17 protein-coding genes are annotated in these 18,644 nt (G+C 71.5%); 6 read left to right on the top strand and 11 right to left on the bottom strand.

The window, feature by feature from the left end:
• Nucleotides 1-218 precede the first annotated feature (218 nt).
• The 4 genes from ABIC61_RS02645 to ABIC61_RS02630 all read right to left on the bottom strand — a co-directional run bounded on the left by ABIC61_RS02645 (nt 219) and on the right by ABIC61_RS02630 (nt 4,552).
• On the bottom strand, nt 219-1,256 hold the full coding sequence (locus ABIC61_RS02645) for a hemolysin family protein (protein WP_144749415.1): 1,038 nt from the start codon (nt 1,254-1,256) through the stop codon (nt 219-221).
• Complete coding sequence (locus ABIC61_RS02640) at nt 1,253-2,617, bottom strand: hemolysin family protein (protein WP_144749417.1); 1,365 nt, start codon at nt 2,615-2,617, stop codon at nt 1,253-1,255. The genes ABIC61_RS02645 and ABIC61_RS02640 overlap by 4 nt, the downstream gene beginning before the upstream one ends.
• Nucleotides 2,618-2,828: 211 nt before the next feature.
• The gene (locus ABIC61_RS02635) at nt 2,829-3,911 is read right to left on the bottom strand and encodes an NADH:flavin oxidoreductase/NADH oxidase (protein WP_354028714.1); all 1,083 of its coding nucleotides are present in this window, start codon (nt 3,909-3,911) and stop codon (nt 2,829-2,831) included.
• Nucleotides 3,908-4,552, bottom strand: coding sequence for an HAD family hydrolase (locus tag ABIC61_RS02630; protein ID WP_354028713.1), 645 nt, complete (start codon nt 4,550-4,552; stop codon nt 3,908-3,910). The genes ABIC61_RS02635 and ABIC61_RS02630 overlap by 4 nt, the downstream gene beginning before the upstream one ends.
• A 24-nt stretch (nt 4,553-4,576) precedes the next feature.
• Here ABIC61_RS02630 and ABIC61_RS02625 point away from each other — a divergent pair, with 24 nt between their 5' ends.
• Nucleotides 4,577-5,437: an ADP-dependent NAD(P)H-hydrate dehydratase gene (locus ABIC61_RS02625; protein ID WP_354028712.1), complete on the top strand. Its 861-nt coding sequence runs from the start codon at nt 4,577-4,579 to the stop codon at nt 5,435-5,437.
• 157 nt (nt 5,438-5,594) lie between these two features.
• Here ABIC61_RS02625 and ABIC61_RS02620 read toward each other — a convergent pair whose 3' ends face one another.
• On the bottom strand, nt 5,595-6,305 hold the full coding sequence (locus ABIC61_RS02620; protein ID WP_354028711.1) for a YceI family protein: 711 nt from the start codon (nt 6,303-6,305) through the stop codon (nt 5,595-5,597).
• Between the two features lie 82 nt (nt 6,306-6,387).
• Here ABIC61_RS02620 and ABIC61_RS02615 point away from each other — a divergent pair, with 82 nt between their 5' ends.
• From ABIC61_RS02615 to ABIC61_RS02600, 4 genes are all read left to right on the top strand, one after another.
• Complete coding sequence (locus ABIC61_RS02615; RefSeq protein ID WP_354028710.1) at nt 6,388-7,644, top strand: hypothetical protein; 1,257 nt, start codon at nt 6,388-6,390, stop codon at nt 7,642-7,644.
• On the top strand, nt 7,641-7,949 hold the full coding sequence (locus tag ABIC61_RS02610) for a thiamine-binding protein (RefSeq protein WP_354028709.1): 309 nt from the start codon (nt 7,641-7,643) through the stop codon (nt 7,947-7,949). Before ABIC61_RS02615 ends, ABIC61_RS02610 begins: the two co-directional genes overlap by 4 nt.
• A gap of 118 nt (nt 7,950-8,067) precedes the next feature.
• Nucleotides 8,068-8,247, top strand: coding sequence for a hypothetical protein (locus ABIC61_RS02605; RefSeq protein ID WP_354028708.1), 180 nt, complete (start codon nt 8,068-8,070; stop codon nt 8,245-8,247).
• A 281-nt stretch (nt 8,248-8,528) separates the two neighbouring features.
• A complete protein-coding gene (locus tag ABIC61_RS02600) occupies nt 8,529-9,794 on the top strand; it encodes an MFS transporter (RefSeq protein ID WP_354028707.1) in 1,266 nt (421 codons plus the stop codon).
• Between the two features lie 294 nt (nt 9,795-10,088).
• On the opposite strand, the gene ABIC61_RS02595 is transcribed toward ABIC61_RS02600, so the two are convergent.
• The 6 genes from ABIC61_RS02595 to ABIC61_RS02570 form a co-directional block, all read right to left on the bottom strand.
• On the bottom strand, nt 10,089-10,760 hold the full coding sequence (locus ABIC61_RS02595; RefSeq protein ID WP_079236281.1) for a response regulator: 672 nt from the start codon (nt 10,758-10,760) through the stop codon (nt 10,089-10,091).
• 115 nt (nt 10,761-10,875) lie between these two features.
• Nucleotides 10,876-12,204: a hypothetical protein gene (locus ABIC61_RS02590; RefSeq protein ID WP_354028706.1), complete on the bottom strand. Its 1,329-nt coding sequence runs from the start codon at nt 12,202-12,204 to the stop codon at nt 10,876-10,878.
• The gene (locus tag ABIC61_RS02585; RefSeq protein WP_354028705.1) at nt 12,201-13,358 is read right to left on the bottom strand and encodes an ATP-binding protein; all 1,158 of its coding nucleotides are present in this window, start codon (nt 13,356-13,358) and stop codon (nt 12,201-12,203) included. The genes ABIC61_RS02590 and ABIC61_RS02585 overlap by 4 nt, the downstream gene beginning before the upstream one ends.
• Before the next feature lie 168 nt (nt 13,359-13,526).
• Nucleotides 13,527-14,726 (bottom strand): homoserine O-acetyltransferase MetX, encoded by a 1,200-nt coding sequence (gene metX / locus ABIC61_RS02580; RefSeq protein ID WP_354028704.1) that lies wholly within the window; start codon nt 14,724-14,726, stop codon nt 13,527-13,529.
• A 311-nt stretch (nt 14,727-15,037) separates the two neighbouring features.
• Nucleotides 15,038-16,369 carry a bifunctional o-acetylhomoserine/o-acetylserine sulfhydrylase gene (locus ABIC61_RS02575; RefSeq protein WP_354028703.1) on the bottom strand — a complete coding sequence of 444 codons (1,332 nt, stop codon included), beginning with the start codon at nt 16,367-16,369 and terminating at the stop codon, nt 15,038-15,040.
• 242 nt (nt 16,370-16,611) lie between these two features.
• Entirely contained in the window at nt 16,612-17,691 is a 1,080-nt protein-coding gene (locus tag ABIC61_RS02570; protein ID WP_354028702.1) for an acyltransferase family protein, read from the bottom strand.
• An 81-nt stretch (nt 17,692-17,772) separates the two neighbouring features.
• Between ABIC61_RS02570 and ABIC61_RS02565 the strand changes: the two genes are divergently transcribed.
• A complete protein-coding gene (locus ABIC61_RS02565) occupies nt 17,773-18,567 on the top strand; it encodes an SDR family oxidoreductase (RefSeq protein WP_354028701.1) in 795 nt (264 codons plus the stop codon).
• Nucleotides 18,568-18,644: the final 77 nt, after the last annotated feature.

Raw genomic sequence — 18,644 nt, 5'->3', positions numbered from 1 at the left:
AGGGGCGTCGCGCCGTTGGGCCGCAGTTGGCCCCGGGGCCGCTTGGGGGTGTGGATGGGGGGCGCGGGGGCGGTGCCGTCGCGGGCTCCGGCGCGGGGGGGGGGGGGGGGGGCCCGGGGGGGGGGGCGGTGGGGGGGGGGGGGGGGGGGCCCCCCCGCGGGGGGCGGGGGGGGGGGGGCCCGGCGCCCCCCCCGCCTCCCGTCATTCTGACGCGGGGTCTACCGCCGTCTGGTCGCGTCCTCGACGGTGCCGACGAGCTCCTCGAGGATGTCCTCCAGGAACAGCACGCCCAGCGTCCGTCCCTCGGCGTCGAACGCCCGCGCCACGTGACGGCCGGCCGCGCGCATCGTTGCCAGGGCGTCCTCCAGGTCCATCTCCGTGTAGAGCGAGATGAGCTGCCGGATGCGCTTCGGCGGCACCGGGTCGTCGTACTCGTCGGGGCGCAGGTCGATGACGTCCTTCACGTGCACGTAGCCCGTGGGGGAGCCGTCCTCGCCGACGAGCACGTACCGGGAGAACCCGCGCTGCGCCACGGCACGCTCGACGTCACCGGGGGTGGCGTCCTCGGGCAGCGTGACGAGCTCGCGCATCGGCACGGCGACGTCCTTGACCTTCTTCTCGGTGAACTCGAACGCGAGGGCGAGCTTGCCGTCGTCCGTCAGGGTGCCCTCGCGGCGGGACTGCTCGACGATGGTCTGGACCTCTTCCACCGTGAACGCGCTCACCGCCTCGTCCTTCGGCTCGACGCGGAACAGCCGGAGCACCGCGTTCGCGACCTCGTTCAGGCCGACGACGACCCAGTGCAGGCCGTGGCCGATGTACCAGAGCGTCGGCACGAGGAGCAGCGCCGCACGGTCGGGCATCGAGAACGAGATGTTCTTCGGGACCATCTCGCCGAACACCACGTGCAGGAACGACACGAGCAGCAGCGTGAACACGAACGCCACGATGCCGATGACCTCGGCGCTCCACCCGGTGAGGTGCAGCGGGACCTCGAGCAGGTGGTGGATCGCCGGCTCGGACACGTTCAGGATGAGCAGCGAGCACACGGTGATGCCGAGCTGCGTGGTCGCGAGCATGCGGGTCGCGTGCTCCATCGCCCACAGGGTCATCTGCGCGGCCTTCGAGCCCTCTTCGGCGCGGGGTTCGATCTGGGAGCGGCGTGCGGAGATGACGGCGAACTCGGCCGCGACGAAGTAGGCGTTGCCGAGCAGCAGCACGACGAGCCAGAAGATGCCCCACCAATCGGAACTCATCGGACGCCCCCCTTCGTGGTCGACTTCGTGGCCGGGATGATGATGCCCGTGGCGGGCGTTTCCGGGGGTGTCGGGGTCCAGCGGATCCGGTCGATGCGTCGACCGTCCAGCCGTTCGACCCGGAACACACCGCCGTCGAGCGGGACCTCGTCACCGACGACCGGCAGGCGGCCGAGGGTCGACATGACGAACCCGCCGACGGTCTCGTACGGGCCGTCCTCCGGGACCTTCACGCCGGCGCGGTCCTCGAGCTCGTCCGGGCGGAGGAGCCCGGGGAAGGTCAGCCAGTCACGGGACCGCACGACGTCGATGCGTGCGCGGTCGTGCTCGTCGGAGACCTCGCCGACGAGTTCCTCGACCAGGTCCTCGAGCGTGACGACCCCGGCGGTGCCGCCGTACTCGTCGACCACGATGACCATCTGGTAGCCGCGACCACGGACCTCGGCGAGCAGGGTGTCGCCCGGCATGGTCTCCGGCACGCGTTCGGCGTCGGTCATGAGCGCCCCGACGGGGACCTCCGGACGCTTCTCGCGCGGCACCGCGACGGCCTGCTTGACGTGCACGATGCCGACGACGTCGTCCGCGTCCTCCTCGATCACGGGGAAGCGGCTGAACCCGGTGCGGCGGGCGAGGGCGATGACGTCCTCCGCCGACTCCGACACGCGGATGGTGGAGACGCGGGGGCGCGGGGTCATCACGTCGCTCGCGCTGAGCTCGGAGAACGAGATCGTGCGTTCGAGCAGGGTCGCGGTGTCCTGTTCGAGCGAGCCCTCGGAGGCGGAACGGCGGAGCAGCGAGGTGAGCTCCTCGGCGCTGCGTGCACCGGAGAGTTCTTCCTGCGGCTCGATGCCCATCGACCGGAGCACGGCGTTCGCGGTGCCGTTCAGCACGGCGACGGCCGGCTTGAACACCGTCGTGAAGGCCACCTGCAGCGGGACCACGAGTCGGGCCGTCTGCAGCGGGAGCGCGAGCGCGAAGTTCTTCGGCACGAGCTCACCGAGGATCATCGACAGCAGGGTCGCGATGACGAGTGCCACGATCGACCCGACGGTCTCGACGATCGCCTCGGGGAGCCGCATCGCGAGGAACGGGGCCTCGAGCAGCTTCGCGATCGAGGGCTCGAGCAGGTAGCCGGTCAGCAGCGTGGTCAGCGTGATGCCGAGCTGGGCGCTGGAGAGGTGCGTCGAGGTGACCTTCAGCGCACCGATGACGGGTGCGAGGCCGCTCTCGCCGCGGTCCCGGCGGGCCTCGACCTCGGCGCGGTCGAGGTTGACCAGCGCGAACTCGGACGCGACGAAGACACCCGTGCCGAGTGTCAGCAGGATGCCGCCGATCAGCATGACGATGTCGATCGGACTCATGATTCACCTCCCGCAGGGCGCGAGGGAGTGCAGCTCACCGAGTGAGCGGCGGATGAGTGAGGCGAAGAACTGTTCGGGGGATCGTCCACAGTGAGGTCAATCGTACTGCCTGGCGCGCGGCCAGGCCGAGAAGACGTACAGAAGGCGGGTCGCGCCTCCAGGCTGGTTGCGGTGACAGCCTGGAGGCGCGACCCGCGTCGCGCAGACCGGCCTACGCCGTGACGCGCGCGCGGTGGTACTGCTGCGGCTCGTAGTCCACGGTCACGCCGAGCTCGACGGCGGCGCGGAGCGGGAACGCCGGGTCGCGGAGGAACTCCCGTCCGACCATCACGACGTCCGCCTGCCCGGTGGCGACGATCTGCTCGGCCTGGAACGCCTCCGAGATCATCCCGACCGCGATCGTGCCGATGCCGGCGTCGCGCTTGATCGCCGCGGCGTGCGGGACCTGGTAGCCGGGCCCGACCGGGATCGGGGCGCTGGCCGCGTTGCCGCCCGTCGAGACGTCCGCGAGGTCGGCGCCGTGCTCGGCGGCCCAGCGTGCGACCTGCGTGGTCTCCTCGAGCGTCAGCCCGCCCTCGACCCAGTCGGTGGCGGAGAACCGGACGACGACCGGGAAGCCCTCGCCGACCTCGGCGCGGACGGCGTCCAGCACCTCGAGCAGGGCGCGGGCGCGGTTCTCGAGCGAGCCGCCGTACGAGTCGGTGCGGTGGTTGCTCAGCGGCGACAGGAACTGGTGCAGCAGGTAGCCGTGGGCGGCGTGCAGCTCGACGAGGTCGAACCCGGCCTCGACCGAGCGACGTGCGGCAGCGGCGAACGCCAGGGCCACGACGCGGATGTCCTCGGTGGCGAGCTCGCGTGGCTCGGCGTACCCGTCGAAGGCGACCGCGGAAGGCGCCACGGTGTTCCAGCCGCCCTGGTCCGCCGGGACGGAGCCGTGCGTCGGCTCCCACGGGCGGAACGTCGACGCCTTGCGGCCGGCGTGGGCGAGCTGGACGCCGGCGGCGGCACCCTGCGAGTGGATGAAGTCGACGATCGGACGGAAGGCGTCGCGCTGCTCGTCGTTCCACAGCCCGAGGTCCTGCGGGCTGATCCGACCCTCGGGCACCACGCCGGTGGCCTCGACCACGACCGCGCCGGCACCGCCCTTGGCGAACCCGCCGAGGTGCACGAGGTGCCACGGCGTCGGCACGCCGTCCTGCGCCTCGACCGAGTACTGGCACATCGGGGAGACCCAGATGCGGTTGCGGACGGTCAGGTCGCGGATGGTGATCGGTTCGAACAGGGCGTGCGTCACGCGGACTCCTTCTCGGCGGTCGCGCCGCGGTCGGCGAGTCCCTGCAGGAACGCGCGCAGCCCGGCGGGCGACGTGTAGTGGTGGCCGACCGCCCCGATCGCTTCCGCGCCGGCGGCGTTCTCGGCCCTGTTGTCGACGAACACCATCTGCGCCGCGTCGATTCCCAGGCGCGCACACGTGTCGCGGTAGATCGAGGCGTCGGGCTTCAGGACGTGTTCCTCGGCGCTCACCACCACGGTCTCGAACAGGGAGCCCATCGGGGACCGACGGTACGGGTCACCGAAGTCGAACCCGGCGTTCGACAGCAGGGCGACCCGGGTGCCGGCGTCGTGCAGTTCCTCGACGATCGCGAGGGTCTCCGGCTCGACCTCGAACCAGCCCGTGAAGTCGATCGCCCAGAAGCGGTGGATGTCGGTGGTGCTCCACGTCCGGCCGGTGCGGGCGGCGATCGCGCGCCAGTAGTCGAGGACGGACAGGTCGCCGCGGTCCAGGTCGTGCCGGAGCTCCTGGTAGACGGGGAACAGCTCGTCCGCCGGTACCCCGGTCGCCGCGACGAGGGCGGCCCGCGAGGCGTGCGGCGTCCGGCTGATCACCTCGCCGTAGTCGAAGACCACCACGCGACCAGGCAGGAACAGGCTCATGCGCTCCACCGTAACGTGGCGTCCGTGAACGACTTCGTCCCCTTCGCCCCGACCGACGCCGCCGCCTGGACCACCGCCCCGCACGGCGACTCGACGAAGTACCGACGCGGGGTGCTCGGCGTCGCCACCGGCTCCGACCAGTACCCGGGTGCCGCTGTCATGGGCGTCGACGCCGCGGTGCACACCGGTGTCGGCATGGTCCGGTACGTCGGCCCGTCGCGGGCGTCCGACCACGTGCTCGCACGGCGTCCCGAGGTCGTCGCCGGGATCGGGCGGGTGCAGGCCTGGCTCGTCGGCTCGGGGATCTCGGCGTCGTCGCTCGGCGACCTGGACGACACGACCGCCTCGGGCTTCACGCACGCCTCGGACGACGGTGTCCCGGTCGTCGTGGACGCCGGTGCGATCCCGCTCGTCGAGCTCGGGCCGCTGGCGGTGCTGACGCCGCACGCGGGGGAGCTCGCCGGCGTCCTGCACGAATCGCGGGAGTCGATCGAGCAGGACCCGGCGTCGGCCGCGCTCCGGGCCGCAGCGCAGACCGGGAGCGTCGTGCTCCTGAAGGGGTCCGCCACGCACGTGGCGACGCCGGACGGATCGGTGCGGCTCGTGGCCTCGTCGGCGACGCCGTGGCTCGCGGCCGCGGGGGCCGGTGACGTCCTCGGCGGGGTGCTCGGGGCGCTCGTGGGGGCTCGGCAGGGGGCGGCGGAGGCGTCCGGGTCGTCGTTGTCGCCGTCGGACCTGGCGCACCTGGCGGCGTCCGCTGCGGTGGTGCACGGGATCGCGGCGCGCCGGGCGTCCGGCGGCGGGCCGTTCACGATGGCGGCGCTGATCGAGCAACTGCCGGGCGTGGTGCGGGACCTCGTGGTCGAGGGCGACGCGCGGGGCTAGGTGCGGTGCGGGCCCGGCGTGGCCGACTCGGGACGACAATTCCGACGTCGTACGACAGCGCGCATGTCGCCTCGTGCAGACGCGACCGGATGCCGGACTGGAGGCGCGGTGCGGGCTGGCACCGCGCCTCCAGTCCGGTGGACGGGAACGCCCGGCGTCAGCTCCCGGGGGTGGCGTGCACGAGGAACTCGACGGCTCCGGCGTCGTCGACCTTCACGAAGCCGAGGCTCGGGGCCTGCACGCCGTAGTCGGAGAACGTGATCGGGATCGAGCCGGAGATGTCGACGCCGTCCCCGTTCAGGCCGACCTCGAGCGTCGCGGTGACCGCCTTCGTCACACCGTGCAGGGTGAGGTTGCCGGACGCCTCGACCTTCGTCGTGCCGGAGCCGCTCGGCACCGCGTCCGCGACCGGCTCGGTGAGCTCGAACGTCGCGGTGGGGAACGCCGACGTGTCCATCGCCGAGTCGCGGAAGTACGAGTCGCGCTGGTTCGAGTCCGTGGCGATGTCCGCGACCTGCACGGTGATGGTCGCCTTCGTGATCGAGGTCCCGTCGACGGTCGCGCTGCCCGTGACGCTGTCGGTACGCCCGGTCACGGTGACGTCCGAGCCGTTGAGGACCTCGTGGACGCGGTACCCGGCCTCGGAGTTCCCGCCGACGGTCCACTCGCCGGACAGGTCCGAGTCGTCGATCGTGGACGGCGCGCGACTCGCGGCGACGGACGGCGCTGCCGATGCCTTCGCGTTCTCGCTGCTCGTGTAGAGGTTCGTGCCGACGATCGCCGCGACGACGCCGATGACGACGACGGCGGCGATGACGGAGATCCAGATGACGGCCTTGCGGCGCTTGCGCGGGGTGTCGGTGGTCACGAGCAGAACGGTGACACGTCATGCTCGGGAAGCGCTGTGTCCGCCCAGTGGCTTGCGTGTGTGCTGCCGCTACGCTCGTCCGGTGCAGAGGACGCGGTGGCTCGAGGTGGTCGGCTTCGCCGTGGCGTTCGTGGCCGTGCACGCGGTGCTCTGGTGGCTGACGTCGATCTCGGCGAACCTGCCGCTCGGCGACGTCACCATCACCTACCGGCGGTGGATCGAGACCGGGCACGCGTCCCACTTCTGGGTCGGCATCGACGAGGACTGGGTGTACCCGATCCTCGCGATCGTGCCGATGGCCGCCGCGGCGCTCGGTGGCGTCGCGTCGATCGGCACCGGCTGGCTCGTCCTGATGATCGTGCTGGACGCGGTCGCGTGCGGGTTCCTCTGGCGGTTCCGGGGCCTCGGCGTGCGCGTCGTGTGGTGGTGGCTGGCGTTCCTGCTCGCCCTCGGACCGATCGGGCTCGGGCGCATCGACACCGTTGCCACCGTGCTCGCCCTGATCGGCGTGGCCTACGTCGCGACGCGGCCTGCGGTCGCCTCGGCGCTGTTCACCGCCGGAGCCTGGACGAAGGTGTGGCCCGCGGCGCTCGTCGGGGTGCTCCTGCTGCTCCGGCGCGGACACCGACGGGGTGTCCTCGCCGGGGCGCTCGTGCTCACGGCGCTCATCGTCCTCGTCGACGTCCTGTACGGGGGAGCGGCGCACCTGCTGTCGTTCGTCGGGCAGCAGACCGGGCGTGCCCTGCAGATCGAGGCGCCCCTCGCGACGCCGTTCATGTGGGCGGCCGCCTTCGGGGTGCCCGGGGCCGCGGTCTACTACAACCAGGAGATCCTGACGTTCGAGGTCTCCGGCGCCGGGACGCACGCAGCCGCTGCGGTGTCCACGCCCCTGATGGCCGCGGTCGTCGTGGCCGGGGTCGTGCTCGCGCTGTGGGCCGTCCGCCGCGGTGCCCACCGCGCCGAGGCCGCGCCGCTGCTCGCACTGCTGTTCGTCGCCGCGCTCGTCGCCACCAACAAGGTGGGGTCGCCGCAGTACATCGGGTGGTTCGCCGTGCCGATCGTGTGGGGGCTCGTCGCCGGCCGTCCGAGCGCCCGGCGCTTCCTGCCGGTCGCGGTGGCCGCGATCCCGATGGCCCTGCTCACCCAGGTCATCTACCCCGGGTTCTACGACCAGGTGCTCACCGTGCAACCGTGGATCCTCGTCGTGCTGACGCTCCGGAACGCCCTCGAGGTCGGCGTGCTCGTGTGGAGCGTCGTCGCGATCGTCCGGCTGGGACTCGGGGCGGCGCGCCCGGCGGCTGGGCGTGCGGTCGTCACCCCGGGCAGGATGGACTCATGATCGTCGCGTTCTCCGTCGCCCCGTCCGGTGGTCCTGCCGCAACCTCGGACGGCTCCGTCCACGACGCCGTCGCCGCGGCCGTGCGGGTCGTGCGCGAGAGCGGCCTGCCGAACCGTACCTCGTCGATGTTCACCGAGGTCGAGGGGGAGTGGGACGAGGTCATGGACGTCGTCAAGCGCGCCACCGAGGCCGTCGAGGCGTACGGGACGCGGGTGTCGCTCGTGCTGAAGGCCGACATCCGTCCCGGCCACACCGGCGAGATCGACGGCAAGCTCGAGCGACTCGAGGCCGCGCTCGGGGAATGACCGTCGTGCGTGCGCTGAGGCGACACGCCGGTCGCCTCCCACGGATGTCGGTGGTCGGGTGTGTCCTGTCGGTGTCGGACGCGAGTGGCGTCCACACGACGACGACGAGGAGCGCGTGATGATGCACGACGGCTGGTGCCCCGACTGCGACCTGCGAACGGTCGTCATCGACACGGACGAAGCAGGGACCCACGCCTGGGCGAGCTGCACCGAGTGCGGCGCCGGGTGGGTCCACCGTGACGAGCTCCCCGGGCTCGTCGCCGTCGCTCCTGCGCAGGTCGAACGCCGCGCCGCCTGACACGGGTCGAATCGATTCGTCCGCCGGACTTCCGTTGGGGTTTGGAGCGGTCTACACTGCTGAGACCGGACGCCCGCAGCGCCCGGTCGTCCCCGTTCGCCGCTGAACCAGGACCGCCCTCCACCCGATCGGGTCGCGGCGCAGGCTGCTCCGGCCGCGTCGTCCCGGGACCCTCGGATCGGAGGCCCGGTGCGGCGACCACGCACACCGACGGTCCCAGCCGACTCACGCGAGTCGACGTCCGGAACCCGTCCCGCTCCTCCCGTCCCGAAACAGGCACCATGTCCCAGCTCACGCCTGCGCGCCGCGCACTCGCGCTCATCGCCCTCGCCCTCGGCGGGTTCGCCATCGGTTCGACCGAGTTCGTCGCGATGGGCCTCCTGCCGAACATCGCCCAGGCGCTCCTGCCGCACCAGTACGGGATCGACCCGGACGCCGGGATCGCCCACGCCGGCTGGCTCGTCAGCGCGTACGCCCTCGGCGTCGTCGTGGGTGCGCCCACGATCGCGGCGATGTCGGCGAAGTTCCCGCGCAAGGGACTGATCCTCGTGCTGCTCGTCGGGTTCGTCCTGGCGACGGTGGCGAGCGCGGTCCTGCCGTCGTTCGGCCTGGTGCTCGTGGCCCGCTTCGTCGCGGGGCTGCCGCACGGCGCGTACTTCGGCATCGCGTCGATCGTGGCGGGCGACATCATGGGCCCGGGCAAGCGCGGCAAGGGCATCGCGATGGTGCTGCTCGGTCTGTCCGTCGCGAACGTCGTGGGCGTGCCGTCGATCACCTGGGTCGGACAGGTCGCCAGCTGGCGCATCGCGTACGGCGTCGTCGCCGTGCTGTTCGCGCTGACCTTCCTCGCGGTGTGGGCCTTCGTGCCGCGCAGCGCCCGGGACGAGCACGCGACGATCGGCCGGGAGCTCCGCGCCTTCCGCGTGCCGCAGGTCTGGATGGTCATGGGCCTCGGCGCGGTCGGCTTCGGCGGGTTCTTCGCCGTCTACTCGTACATCTCGCCGCTCGTGCAGAACGTCACCGGGCTGTCGGAGTCGTTCGTGCCGCTCGTCCTCGTGGTCGTCGGCATCGGCATGGTCATCGGTGGCGTCCTCGGCGGGCACCTCGCCGACCACAGCGTCAAGCGCACGATCTACGTCGGCATGTTCGCGCTGATCGGGGCCCTCCTCGTCACCGTCCTCACCGCGCAGTGGGTGTGGGGCATCTTCCTCGGCGCGTTCCTGCTCGGGGCGACCTCGTCCGCGATCCCGCCGGCGGTGCAGTCCCGCCTGATGGACGTCGCCGGTGACGCGCGCACCATCGCGGCGGCGCTCAACCACTCGGCGTTCAACATCGGCAACTCGATCGGTGCGGCCCTCGGTGGCGCGGTCATCGCGGCCGGGTTCGGGTTCACGGCCCCGGGGTGGCTCGGCATCGTGCTGGCGCTGCTCGGAGTCCTGATGACGATGGTCAGCTACGGTGCCGAACGCCGCAGCACCCGCCGTGCCGCCCTGCGTTCGCCGTCGCCGTCCACCGGCCCGATCACCGCGCCCGTCCGGGTGGTCTGAAGCGCGCGCAGCGCGCGGCGCGCGGCGTCGCTGGGGTTCGCCCCTGCGAAAGCGACAGGGTGCCGCGGAACGTTCGCGGCACCCTGTCGCTTTCGCGGCACAGCAGCCGCGGCATCGCGCGCATCTGTCGCTTTGGCCGATTTCGGACTCGACCGCCCACCGGCCTGGAGGCACGCGTCGGCCCCGCCCCGCTCCTCCAGGCCGTCACGTGGTGCGGCAGACAGCATCCAGTGAGCAGGAATCGTCGGGTCCCTTTTCGGGACCCGACGATTTCTGCTCAGTCGAACGAGCGCACTACAGGCCCAGCGGGCTGCCGTCCTGGACGATGATGCCGTCGGTGATCGCACGCTTCCGGAGCGCCACCTTCGTGCCGACGTCGAAGCCGGCGACGCGGTACTTCTCGCGGATGCGCTTGAGGTAGCTCTTCGCGGTCTCCTCGGAGATGCCGAGCTGGTACGCGACGCTCTTCACGGGCTCGCCGCCGCCGTACAGGGCCATGACGCGACGCTCCTGGGCGCTGAGCTTCGGCACGCCGCCGACGTCACCGCTGTTGATCGCCAGGTCGAGTTCTGCCGACACGTACTGCTCGCCACGCTGGGCGGCACGGATCGCCTCGACGATCATGTCCGCGTCCTCGCTCTTCACGAGGTAGCCGAGGGCGCCGGATGCCAGGGCCTCGCGGACGACGTTCGGCTCGGAGTACGTGCTCATGACGACGGTCTTCACGCCGGCGGTCTTGAGCGTCGAGATCTTCAGCGAGACCGGGATGGAGTCCTTGAGGTCCAGGTCGAGCAGCACCACGTCCACCGGGAACGCCGGGCTGGTGAGCAGCTCGGGCCAGGTCGTGACGGCGGCGACGAGCGTGATGTCGTCGGCGGCGCTGCGGATCCACTCGGTGAGCGCGCCGAGGAGCATCCTGTGGTCGTCGACGAGCGCGAGTCGGATCGGTTCCTCTGGAGTCGCCATGGTGGCGTCCTTTCTCGGGGGCGGTCGTGGCCGATCCTAGGGGGACGGGCCACGTGACACGGGCAGGCTGGTCAGGGTGTCCGGCAGTTCGGGCCCAGCCGGTTCCGTGCGACGACTACATCGACGGATGTCGGTTCACGACGCAGTGCGCGACGACGTGGAGTGCTCCGTCACGGACGGAGTCGGTGTAGGGGCCGATCCGCTGGAGCGCGCTCCAGGCGGTCGGACCGAGTCGGCGGCGGGGGACGCCGCGGGACTCGAAGACGATCGGGACGTCCATGGTCTCGTCGGTGACGGGGTGGCCGTCCGAGCCGACCGGGCCGAGCGTGACCGAGACGACGGGCGACCCGGCCTGGGAGCTCCGGCCCTCGGCGACGCCGACCATCTGCCACAGCGCCTGCAGCAGACCGTCGCGTTGCGCGGGGGAGAGGTGGCCCGCGAGCGACTGCGGATCGGCGACGCTGACGGACCGGCCGAGGTTGTCCGACTCGGTGATGGCGTGGTACAGCCAGGTCTCGCGACGGCCCTCGATGAGGTGCAGACGGAGCTCGGTCGCGAGCGAGGACGCGACCGAGGCCGAGGCGTCCGACAGTGGTAGTGGGTCGCTGCCGTTGGCGACGGCGTCGAGGAGCTTCTCGGCGGCGAGGTCGAGGCGGGCGAGCTCGTCCGAGGCGAGCATGCCGACGGCGAACTGCGGTGCCTGCACGTTGCTCTGCGTCAGGACGCGGTCGAGTTCCCGCTGCACGAGCTGCCGGAACCGGTGCACGACGAAGATCGCGATCGACGGCGGCACCGTGACCAGCGCGAGCGTGGAGACCAGCGCGGGCATCGTGTCGCTCGTGATCGGGGTCGAGGCGATCGCCATCCCGACGAACGCCAGGCCGAGGACGGCGATGGCGGCAGCGACCTCGCGGGCGGGCCGCAGCGTCGCGACCGGGAGCAGGGCGAACCCGGCCGCGACCGAGGCGGAGGCGGTGTGTGCGAGGTCGTGTTCGGGCCAGATGCCGACGAAGTCGAGGGTGACCACGCAGGCGAGGACGACGCAGATGAGGATGAACGCGAGGCCGGTGAGGCGCTCCCCGTACGTGAGGAGGCTCAGCCCGACCCCTACGGCCGCGACGAGGTACAACGCCCAGGCCGCTGCGGGCAACCACGGGTCCGTGAACTCGGTCCAGCGGATGAGGAAGAAGACGATGCCGGCGACGGCCTCGATCCCGGTGAGCACCGCCGCGCCGAGACCGAGGTACCCGGCGCCGAGCGAGGCACCGGGCTTCGCGGCCTGCCGCAGCGACCGCGCACCGGTGGAGGTGGAGGGGAGGCCGCGCGCCTGCCGACGCTCGCTGCCCCGGTACCGTTCCCGGGCCTCCCGTCGGGTCCGCGGGGCGGGCTGCACGGTCTCGCCGGGGAGGCCGTGGCTGATGGTGTCCTCGGGGATACGGGTCATCGCGGCGCCTCCAGCACGACGGTCGTGCCGGAGCCCGGCGCGGAGAAGAGCTTCGCGTCGCCGCCGACCTCGCGGAGCCGGTTCACGACGCTCTCCTTGAAACCGAGACGCTCGGCGCTGACGTGGGTGAGGTCGAAGCCGACACCGGAGTCGGTGACCATCGCCCGGACCATCTCGTTGTCGTGCACGATCGTGACGTGCGCCTCGCCGACCCCGGCGTGACGACGGACGTTCTCGAGGCACTCACCCAGGGCGAGCAGGAACGCGTCGAGCACGTGGGACGGCAGCAGCACCTGCCCGGTGCCGTGCCAGCTGACCTCGAGGCCCATGCGGCCGAAGCGCTGCTTGACGGACTCGAGGGTCTGACCGAGCGGAGACTCCTCTTCGCGGGTGAGCGAGTAGTCGCCGGACTGCTGCGGTTGCGGCGTCGCACCGAGGCGGAGGTGGCGGAGGAGCCGGGCGTCCTCGGCGGCCTGTTCGCGCATCGCCTGCTCGGACACACCGACCCCGGAGTGCGCCAGGAGCGTCAGGGTCGCGAGCACGGTGTCGTGCAGGAGCCGGGCGCCCTGGCGTCGCTGGGCCTCGGTCTCGCTGGCCTGGCGTTCGGCGCGGTGCGCGGTGCCGATGCTGTAGATGCGGCGTGCCACCCTCGGGATGGCGCGGGAGATCCAGATGGTGACGACCGCGATGAGGACCCAGCCGAGCAGAGCACCGGTGACGGGCGCGGCGAGGATGCTGCCGCTGGCCCAGACGATCCCGACGACGACGGCGGCACCGGCTGCGATGGTGAGGCCGAGTCCGACGGGCTGGCCGCGCTGCGCCATGAGCGGGGCGGAGATGCTGCCGGCCGCGAGGGGAACCACGGCGCTCGCGATGACCGGGCGGACCGTGTCGTCGACGCCGAAGAACAGGAGCGCGAGTGCGCCGAGCCCGGACGCGAGGATGAGCGCCGTCCACCACACCGACCCGTTCCACCCGAAGACGAGGAAGCCGCCGATCATGATGGCGATGCAGGCCAGGGCGCCGAGCAGGGGGATGATCGGTACCGCGAGGGCGCTGACGATGCCGATGACCGACACCAGGGCGCAGACGATGCCGACGACACGGGTCGTCGACCGCAGCAAGCGGTCGCGTTCCTGTGCGATGAAGTCCATCGGTGTCCTGGTTGGTGACGTGGTGTGAGGGAAAACCGAGCCTCGGTCAGCCCGGGCACCACGCCATCATTCCACGCGCGACACCCGTTGGGGGGTGTTCGGCGCGCCTGGTCGTGTCGGATGGTGTCGGGATCGTTGTTGCGAGCGTTGTGTGAATGGGTGAGGGCCTCAGTCCAACAGGCGACGCAGGTGTGCACCGACGGCCTCGTGCTCGATCAGGAACCCGTCGTGCCCGAACTCGCTCTCGATCACCGCGGCACGGTCGCCGTCGAGCGTGTCCGGGACGCCCGCCGCGATCCGGTGCTGGTCCTCGATCGGGAACAGCCGGTCGCTCGAGACACCGACGACGAGCGTCCGCGCCGTGATCTGCGCGAGGGCAGCCGACACCCCGCCGCGGCCGGCCCCGACGTCGTGCGAGTCCATGGCGTGGGAGAGCGTCACGTACGTCGAGGCGTCGAAGCGCCGGGTGAACTTGTTGCCGTGGAAGTCGAGGTAGCTCTCCACCGAGAAGCGCCCGTCGTCGCCGAGCGGGGAGACGTCGCTCTGCCACGACCGGGCGAACCGGCCGTTGAGCTCGTCCGAGGCGCGGTACGTCATCAGGGCCATCCGCCGTGCGAGGGCGAGTCCGCGGTGGGGTCCCTCGCCGGCATCGGCCTCGTAGTAGTCGCCACCGGCGAACGCGGGGTCCATCTGGATCGCCGCGCGCTGGAGCGAGTTCGCCGCGATCTGGTCCGCCGTGGTCTGCGCCGTCGAGGCGAGCACCGCCAACCGCTGCACCCGTGACGGGTGTGCGACGGCGAACTCGAGAGCGTGCATACCGCCCATCGAGCCGCCGATGACCGCCGCGAACGTGTCGATGCCGAGCCGGTCGGCGAGTTGCGCCTGCACGGCCACCTGGTCGCGCACGGTCACGAACGGGAACCGCGACCCCCACTCGAGACCGTCCGGGGACACCGAGGACGGACCGGTCGTGCCCTGGCAGCCGCCGAGCATGTTCGGTGCGATCACGAACCAGCGGTCGGTGTCGATCGCGCGGCCCGGGCCGACGACGTCGCCCCACCAGCCGGCGGTCCGGTGACCCGACCCCGGGAGCCCGGCGACGTGCGAGTCGCCCGTCAGCGCGTGGAACACCAGGACGGCGTTGTCGCGCTCCGGCGACAGGGTGCCCCACGTCTCGTACGCGACCCGGACCGCGGGTATCCGGCCGCCGCGCACCCACTGCTCGCCGAGGGCCTCGAAGTGCCGGGCACCGGGGTGGTCGCCCGGGCGCCAGGCGCCGGTGACGGGCGGCTTCCCGAGCGTGCCGAGTTCGGTGCCGGGCACGAGGGTGGACGGCACGGAGTCCTCGGGTGTCGTCTGCCAGTCCATCGGGTCCAGTCTGCCGGGAGGCGCGGCTCGCGGCCGCCGTGTTACGTCACGCCCGGCGCGTCGCGGCTCCACGGCACGTGGTTGCGTCGGGTCGGCGGGAGGCCGGGCGGGCGGGTGCGGCGGTCGATGTGGTGCGACAACGTCGACGTCGTGCGACAGCGGTCTTGTCGCAACCGCGCTCGCGCATGAGTTGCATGCACGCAGGAACGACGAAACCGCTGTCGTGCGACAGCGGTTTCGTCGTTCGGAGTCGGCAGGCGACAGGCGGCAGGCGGCAGGCGGCCGGCGTGCGCCGACGCCAGCCCGGGGTGCTATGCGCGCAGCCCCTCCTGCGAGACCGCACGAGCCGCGGCGAGCCCGGCCTCGAGGTCGGCCTTGAGGTCGTCGATGTTCTCGATGCCGACCGACAGGCGCACCAGACCCGGCGTGACACCGGTCGTGAGCTGCTGCTCGGGCGTGAGCTGCGAGTGCGTGGTCGACGCCGGGTGGATGACCAGGGAGCGCACGTCGCCGATGTTGGCCAGGTGCGAGAAGAGCTGCAGGTTGTCCACGAACGCCTTGCCCGCCGGCACGCCGCCCTTGAGCTCGAACGACAGCACCGCGCCGACGCCCTTCGGCGCGTACTTGTTCGCCGCGGCGTACCAGGGCGACGTCGGCAGTCCGGCGTACGCCACCGTGGCGACGTCCGGGTGACGGTCGAGCCACTCGGCCATCTCCTGCGCGTTCGACACGTGCCGCTCGATGCGGAGCGACAGGGTCTCGATGCCCTGCAGCAGGGCGAACGCGGTGTCGGCGGAGTTCGACGCCCCGAGGTCGCGCAGCAGCTGCACGCGCGCCTTCACGACGTAGGCGAGCTCGTTGCCGACCGCCTCGGCGAACACCGCGCCGTGGTACGACGGGTCGGGCGTGTTGAACTCCGGGAACTTGTCCGGGTGCTGCGACCATGCGAACTTGCCGCCGTCGACGATGATCCCGCCGATGACCGTGCCGTGCCCGCCGAGGAACTTCGTCGCCGAGTGCACCACGATGTCGGCACCGTGCTCGAACGGACGGATGAGGTACGGCGTCGCGATCGTGTTGTCGACGATGAGCGGGACCCCGGACTCGTGCGCGACGTCGCTGACGCCGGAGATGTCGAGGACGTTGATCTTCGGGTTGCCGATGGTCTCGGCGAAGAAGAGCTTGGTGTTCGGGCGGACGGCGCGGCGCCACTCCTCGAGGTCGTCCTGGTCCTCGACGAACGTCGTCTCGATCCCGAGCTTCGCCAGCGTGTACTTGAACAGGTTGTACGTGCCGCCGTAGATCGACGACGACGAGACGATGTGGTCGCCCGCACCGGCGATGTTCAGCACCGCGTACGTCTCCGCGGCCTGCCCGGACGCGACGAGCAGGGCACCGCTCCCGCCCTCGAGCGCGGCGATGCGCTGCTCGACGACGTCGTTCGTGGGGTTCATGATGCGCGAGTAGATGTTGCCCGGCTTTGCCAGGGCGAACAGGTCACGGGCCTCGTCCGAGTTCGCGAAGACGTACGAGGTCGTCTTGTAGATCGGGGTGGCGCGGGCGCCGGTGGTCGGGTCCGGCTGGGCGCCGGCGTGGACCTGGGTGGTCTCGAACCGCCACTGGGCGGCGTCGTTCGTGCTCATCTCGTGCTCCTGTCGGGCTGTCGGTGCGGTCGGTCGTCGGGTCGCCGTGCGCCGGCCTGGAGGAACGGCGCGCCTTCGCGTCGGCACTCACGGTACGCAGGTGGTCGCGCTGGTACCAGCGCACCCGCCTCGGGACGTAACGCGCCCGCCGGAGCCGCCCCGCGCCTCCAGTCCGGGAGTGTCCTACGGCCTGGCAGCGGCGGCCACGGGGGATGGTCGCGGCCTGCCGCGATGCGGGGATGTCACCTGAACAACCAGCGCACGTTCGGTTCCAGCAGCCAGCGCATCCCGCGCCGCACGAAGGGCTGCGCGAGGAACAGGCTCACCGCGCAGGCGATCCCCACCATGAGCAGCACGTACGGCCAGGCCGAGTGCTGTCCGGCGAGGATCCCGGACTCGCGGATCGGGTAGAGCAGGAACGTGTGGAGCAGGTAGACGTACATCGTCGCCGCGCCGAACTGCGTGATCCAGATGTTCCGGCGGGGCACGAGGAGCAGGAAGCACGCCGTCAGCAGCGCCGCGAGCAGCATCAACCCGAAGCGGACGGCACCGGCCCACCAGGCGTCCTCACCGAGACCCGAGTACGAGTCGTCGTAGAAGAACCAGTGGTGCAGGTCGAACTCCTTGAACTGCGGGATCCAGATGGCGCACGCCACCGCCCACGCCGCGAACACGGCCGCAGCGGCGATGCGGATCCGGACGACCACGCGCCTCGGAGCCTCGTACCAGCGGTCGAACAACCCCCACTGCTTCACCTGCCAGCCGACGAGGAAGAACGGCAGCAGGCTGATCGCACGCGACAGGGACAGCGTGGAGTCGACGTTGTCGAAGTAGCCCACGCCGATGCTGAACACGACCGCCCAGAACAGCGGCCACCGCAGCTGCGCCAGGTACGGCAGGATCAACCGGAAGATGCCGAGGGCCAGCAGGAACCAGAGCGTCCAGGTGGGCTGCGTCGGGTTGAACTTCTTCCCGCCCTCGACGAGTCCCTGCACCACGGTCCAGATCGTCTGCATGATGATGTACGGCACGACGATGTCCGTGATGGTCCGGCGCATCCGCTTCGCCGTCGGGGTGTCCGCGGACGAGAAGTACCCGCTGATCACGCCGAACGCGGGCATGTGGAACGCGTAGATGAACGTATACAGCGCCAGGGCGTGCTCGCTCGCCGTGGTCTGCCGCTGGATCGCGTGGCCGATGACCACGAGCGTGACCGCGAGGAACCGCGCCGTGTCCCACATCGGGATACGACGCTTCGCACGACCCGGTTCGAGCTGCGTGGCGGGCGCCGAGGGCGCGGGAGGAGCGGCATCCGTCGTCATCGCCCGTCACGTTACCTGATCGTGACCTTGCCTGATCGGTACGGTTGTCAGGACATCCCACCCGATCCCTGGAGGAACCACATGGCATCTCGTGCCGAAGCCGCACCTCGTCGCGCAGTCGTCACCGGAGCGAGCTCGGGCATCGGGGCGGCGACCGTCCGGCTGTTCCGCTCGCACGGGTGGGACGTGCTGGCCGTCGCCCGCCGTGCGGCGAAGCTCGAGGCGCTCGCCGCGGAGACCGGCGCCGACGTGCTCGTTGCGGACATCACGGACGCTGCCGACGTGTCGGCCCTCGCCGCCCGCGTCGAGGAGCTCGGGGGAGCGGACGCCCTCGTGAACAACGCCGGCGGTGCGTTCGGTTCGGCGAGCGTCGAAGAGTCGGACGTCGACGACTGGCGGGCCATGTTCGAGGTGAACGTGATCGGGACGAAGCGCGTCGTCGCGGCCCTGCTCCCGCACCTCCGCCGTCGTGCGGCGACCGCCGGCAGCGCGGACATCGTGACGGTGACCAGCACCGCCGGGCACGTGGCGTACGAGAACGGCGGCGGGTACAACGCCGCGAAGTTCGCCGAGCACGCGCTCGTCGGTGCCCTGCGCCTCGAGCTGAACGGCGAACCGATCCGCGTCGTCGAGATCGCGCCGGGCCTGGTGAAGACCGACGAGTTCGCCCTCACGCGCTTCCGTGGCGACGAGGACAAGGCGGCGGCGGTGTACGACAACGTGCCCGAGCCGCTCGTCGCCGAGGACGTCGCCGAGGCGATCGTGCACTCGGTCGAGCTGCCCGCGCACGTCAACCTGGACCTGGTGACGATCCGGCCGGTGGCGCAGTCGGCGCAGCACAAGCTGGCGCGGGGGACCCTGACGCCGCGCGTCTGACGGGTCGGTGTGCGGGTCCGCACGCGCCCGGGCGTGCGTGCGGGTCGCGGGCGTGGGGTCCGTGCCGGTACCGTGGT

The sequence above is a fragment of the Curtobacterium sp. 1544 genome, assembly GCF_040544915.1.
In the GTDB taxonomy this organism is placed as follows: Bacteria; Actinomycetota; Actinomycetes; order Actinomycetales; family Microbacteriaceae; genus Curtobacterium; species Curtobacterium pusillum_C.
The sequence above is the reverse complement of the archived record's forward strand: the minus strand, read 5'-3'. Positions and strand labels throughout refer to the sequence as shown.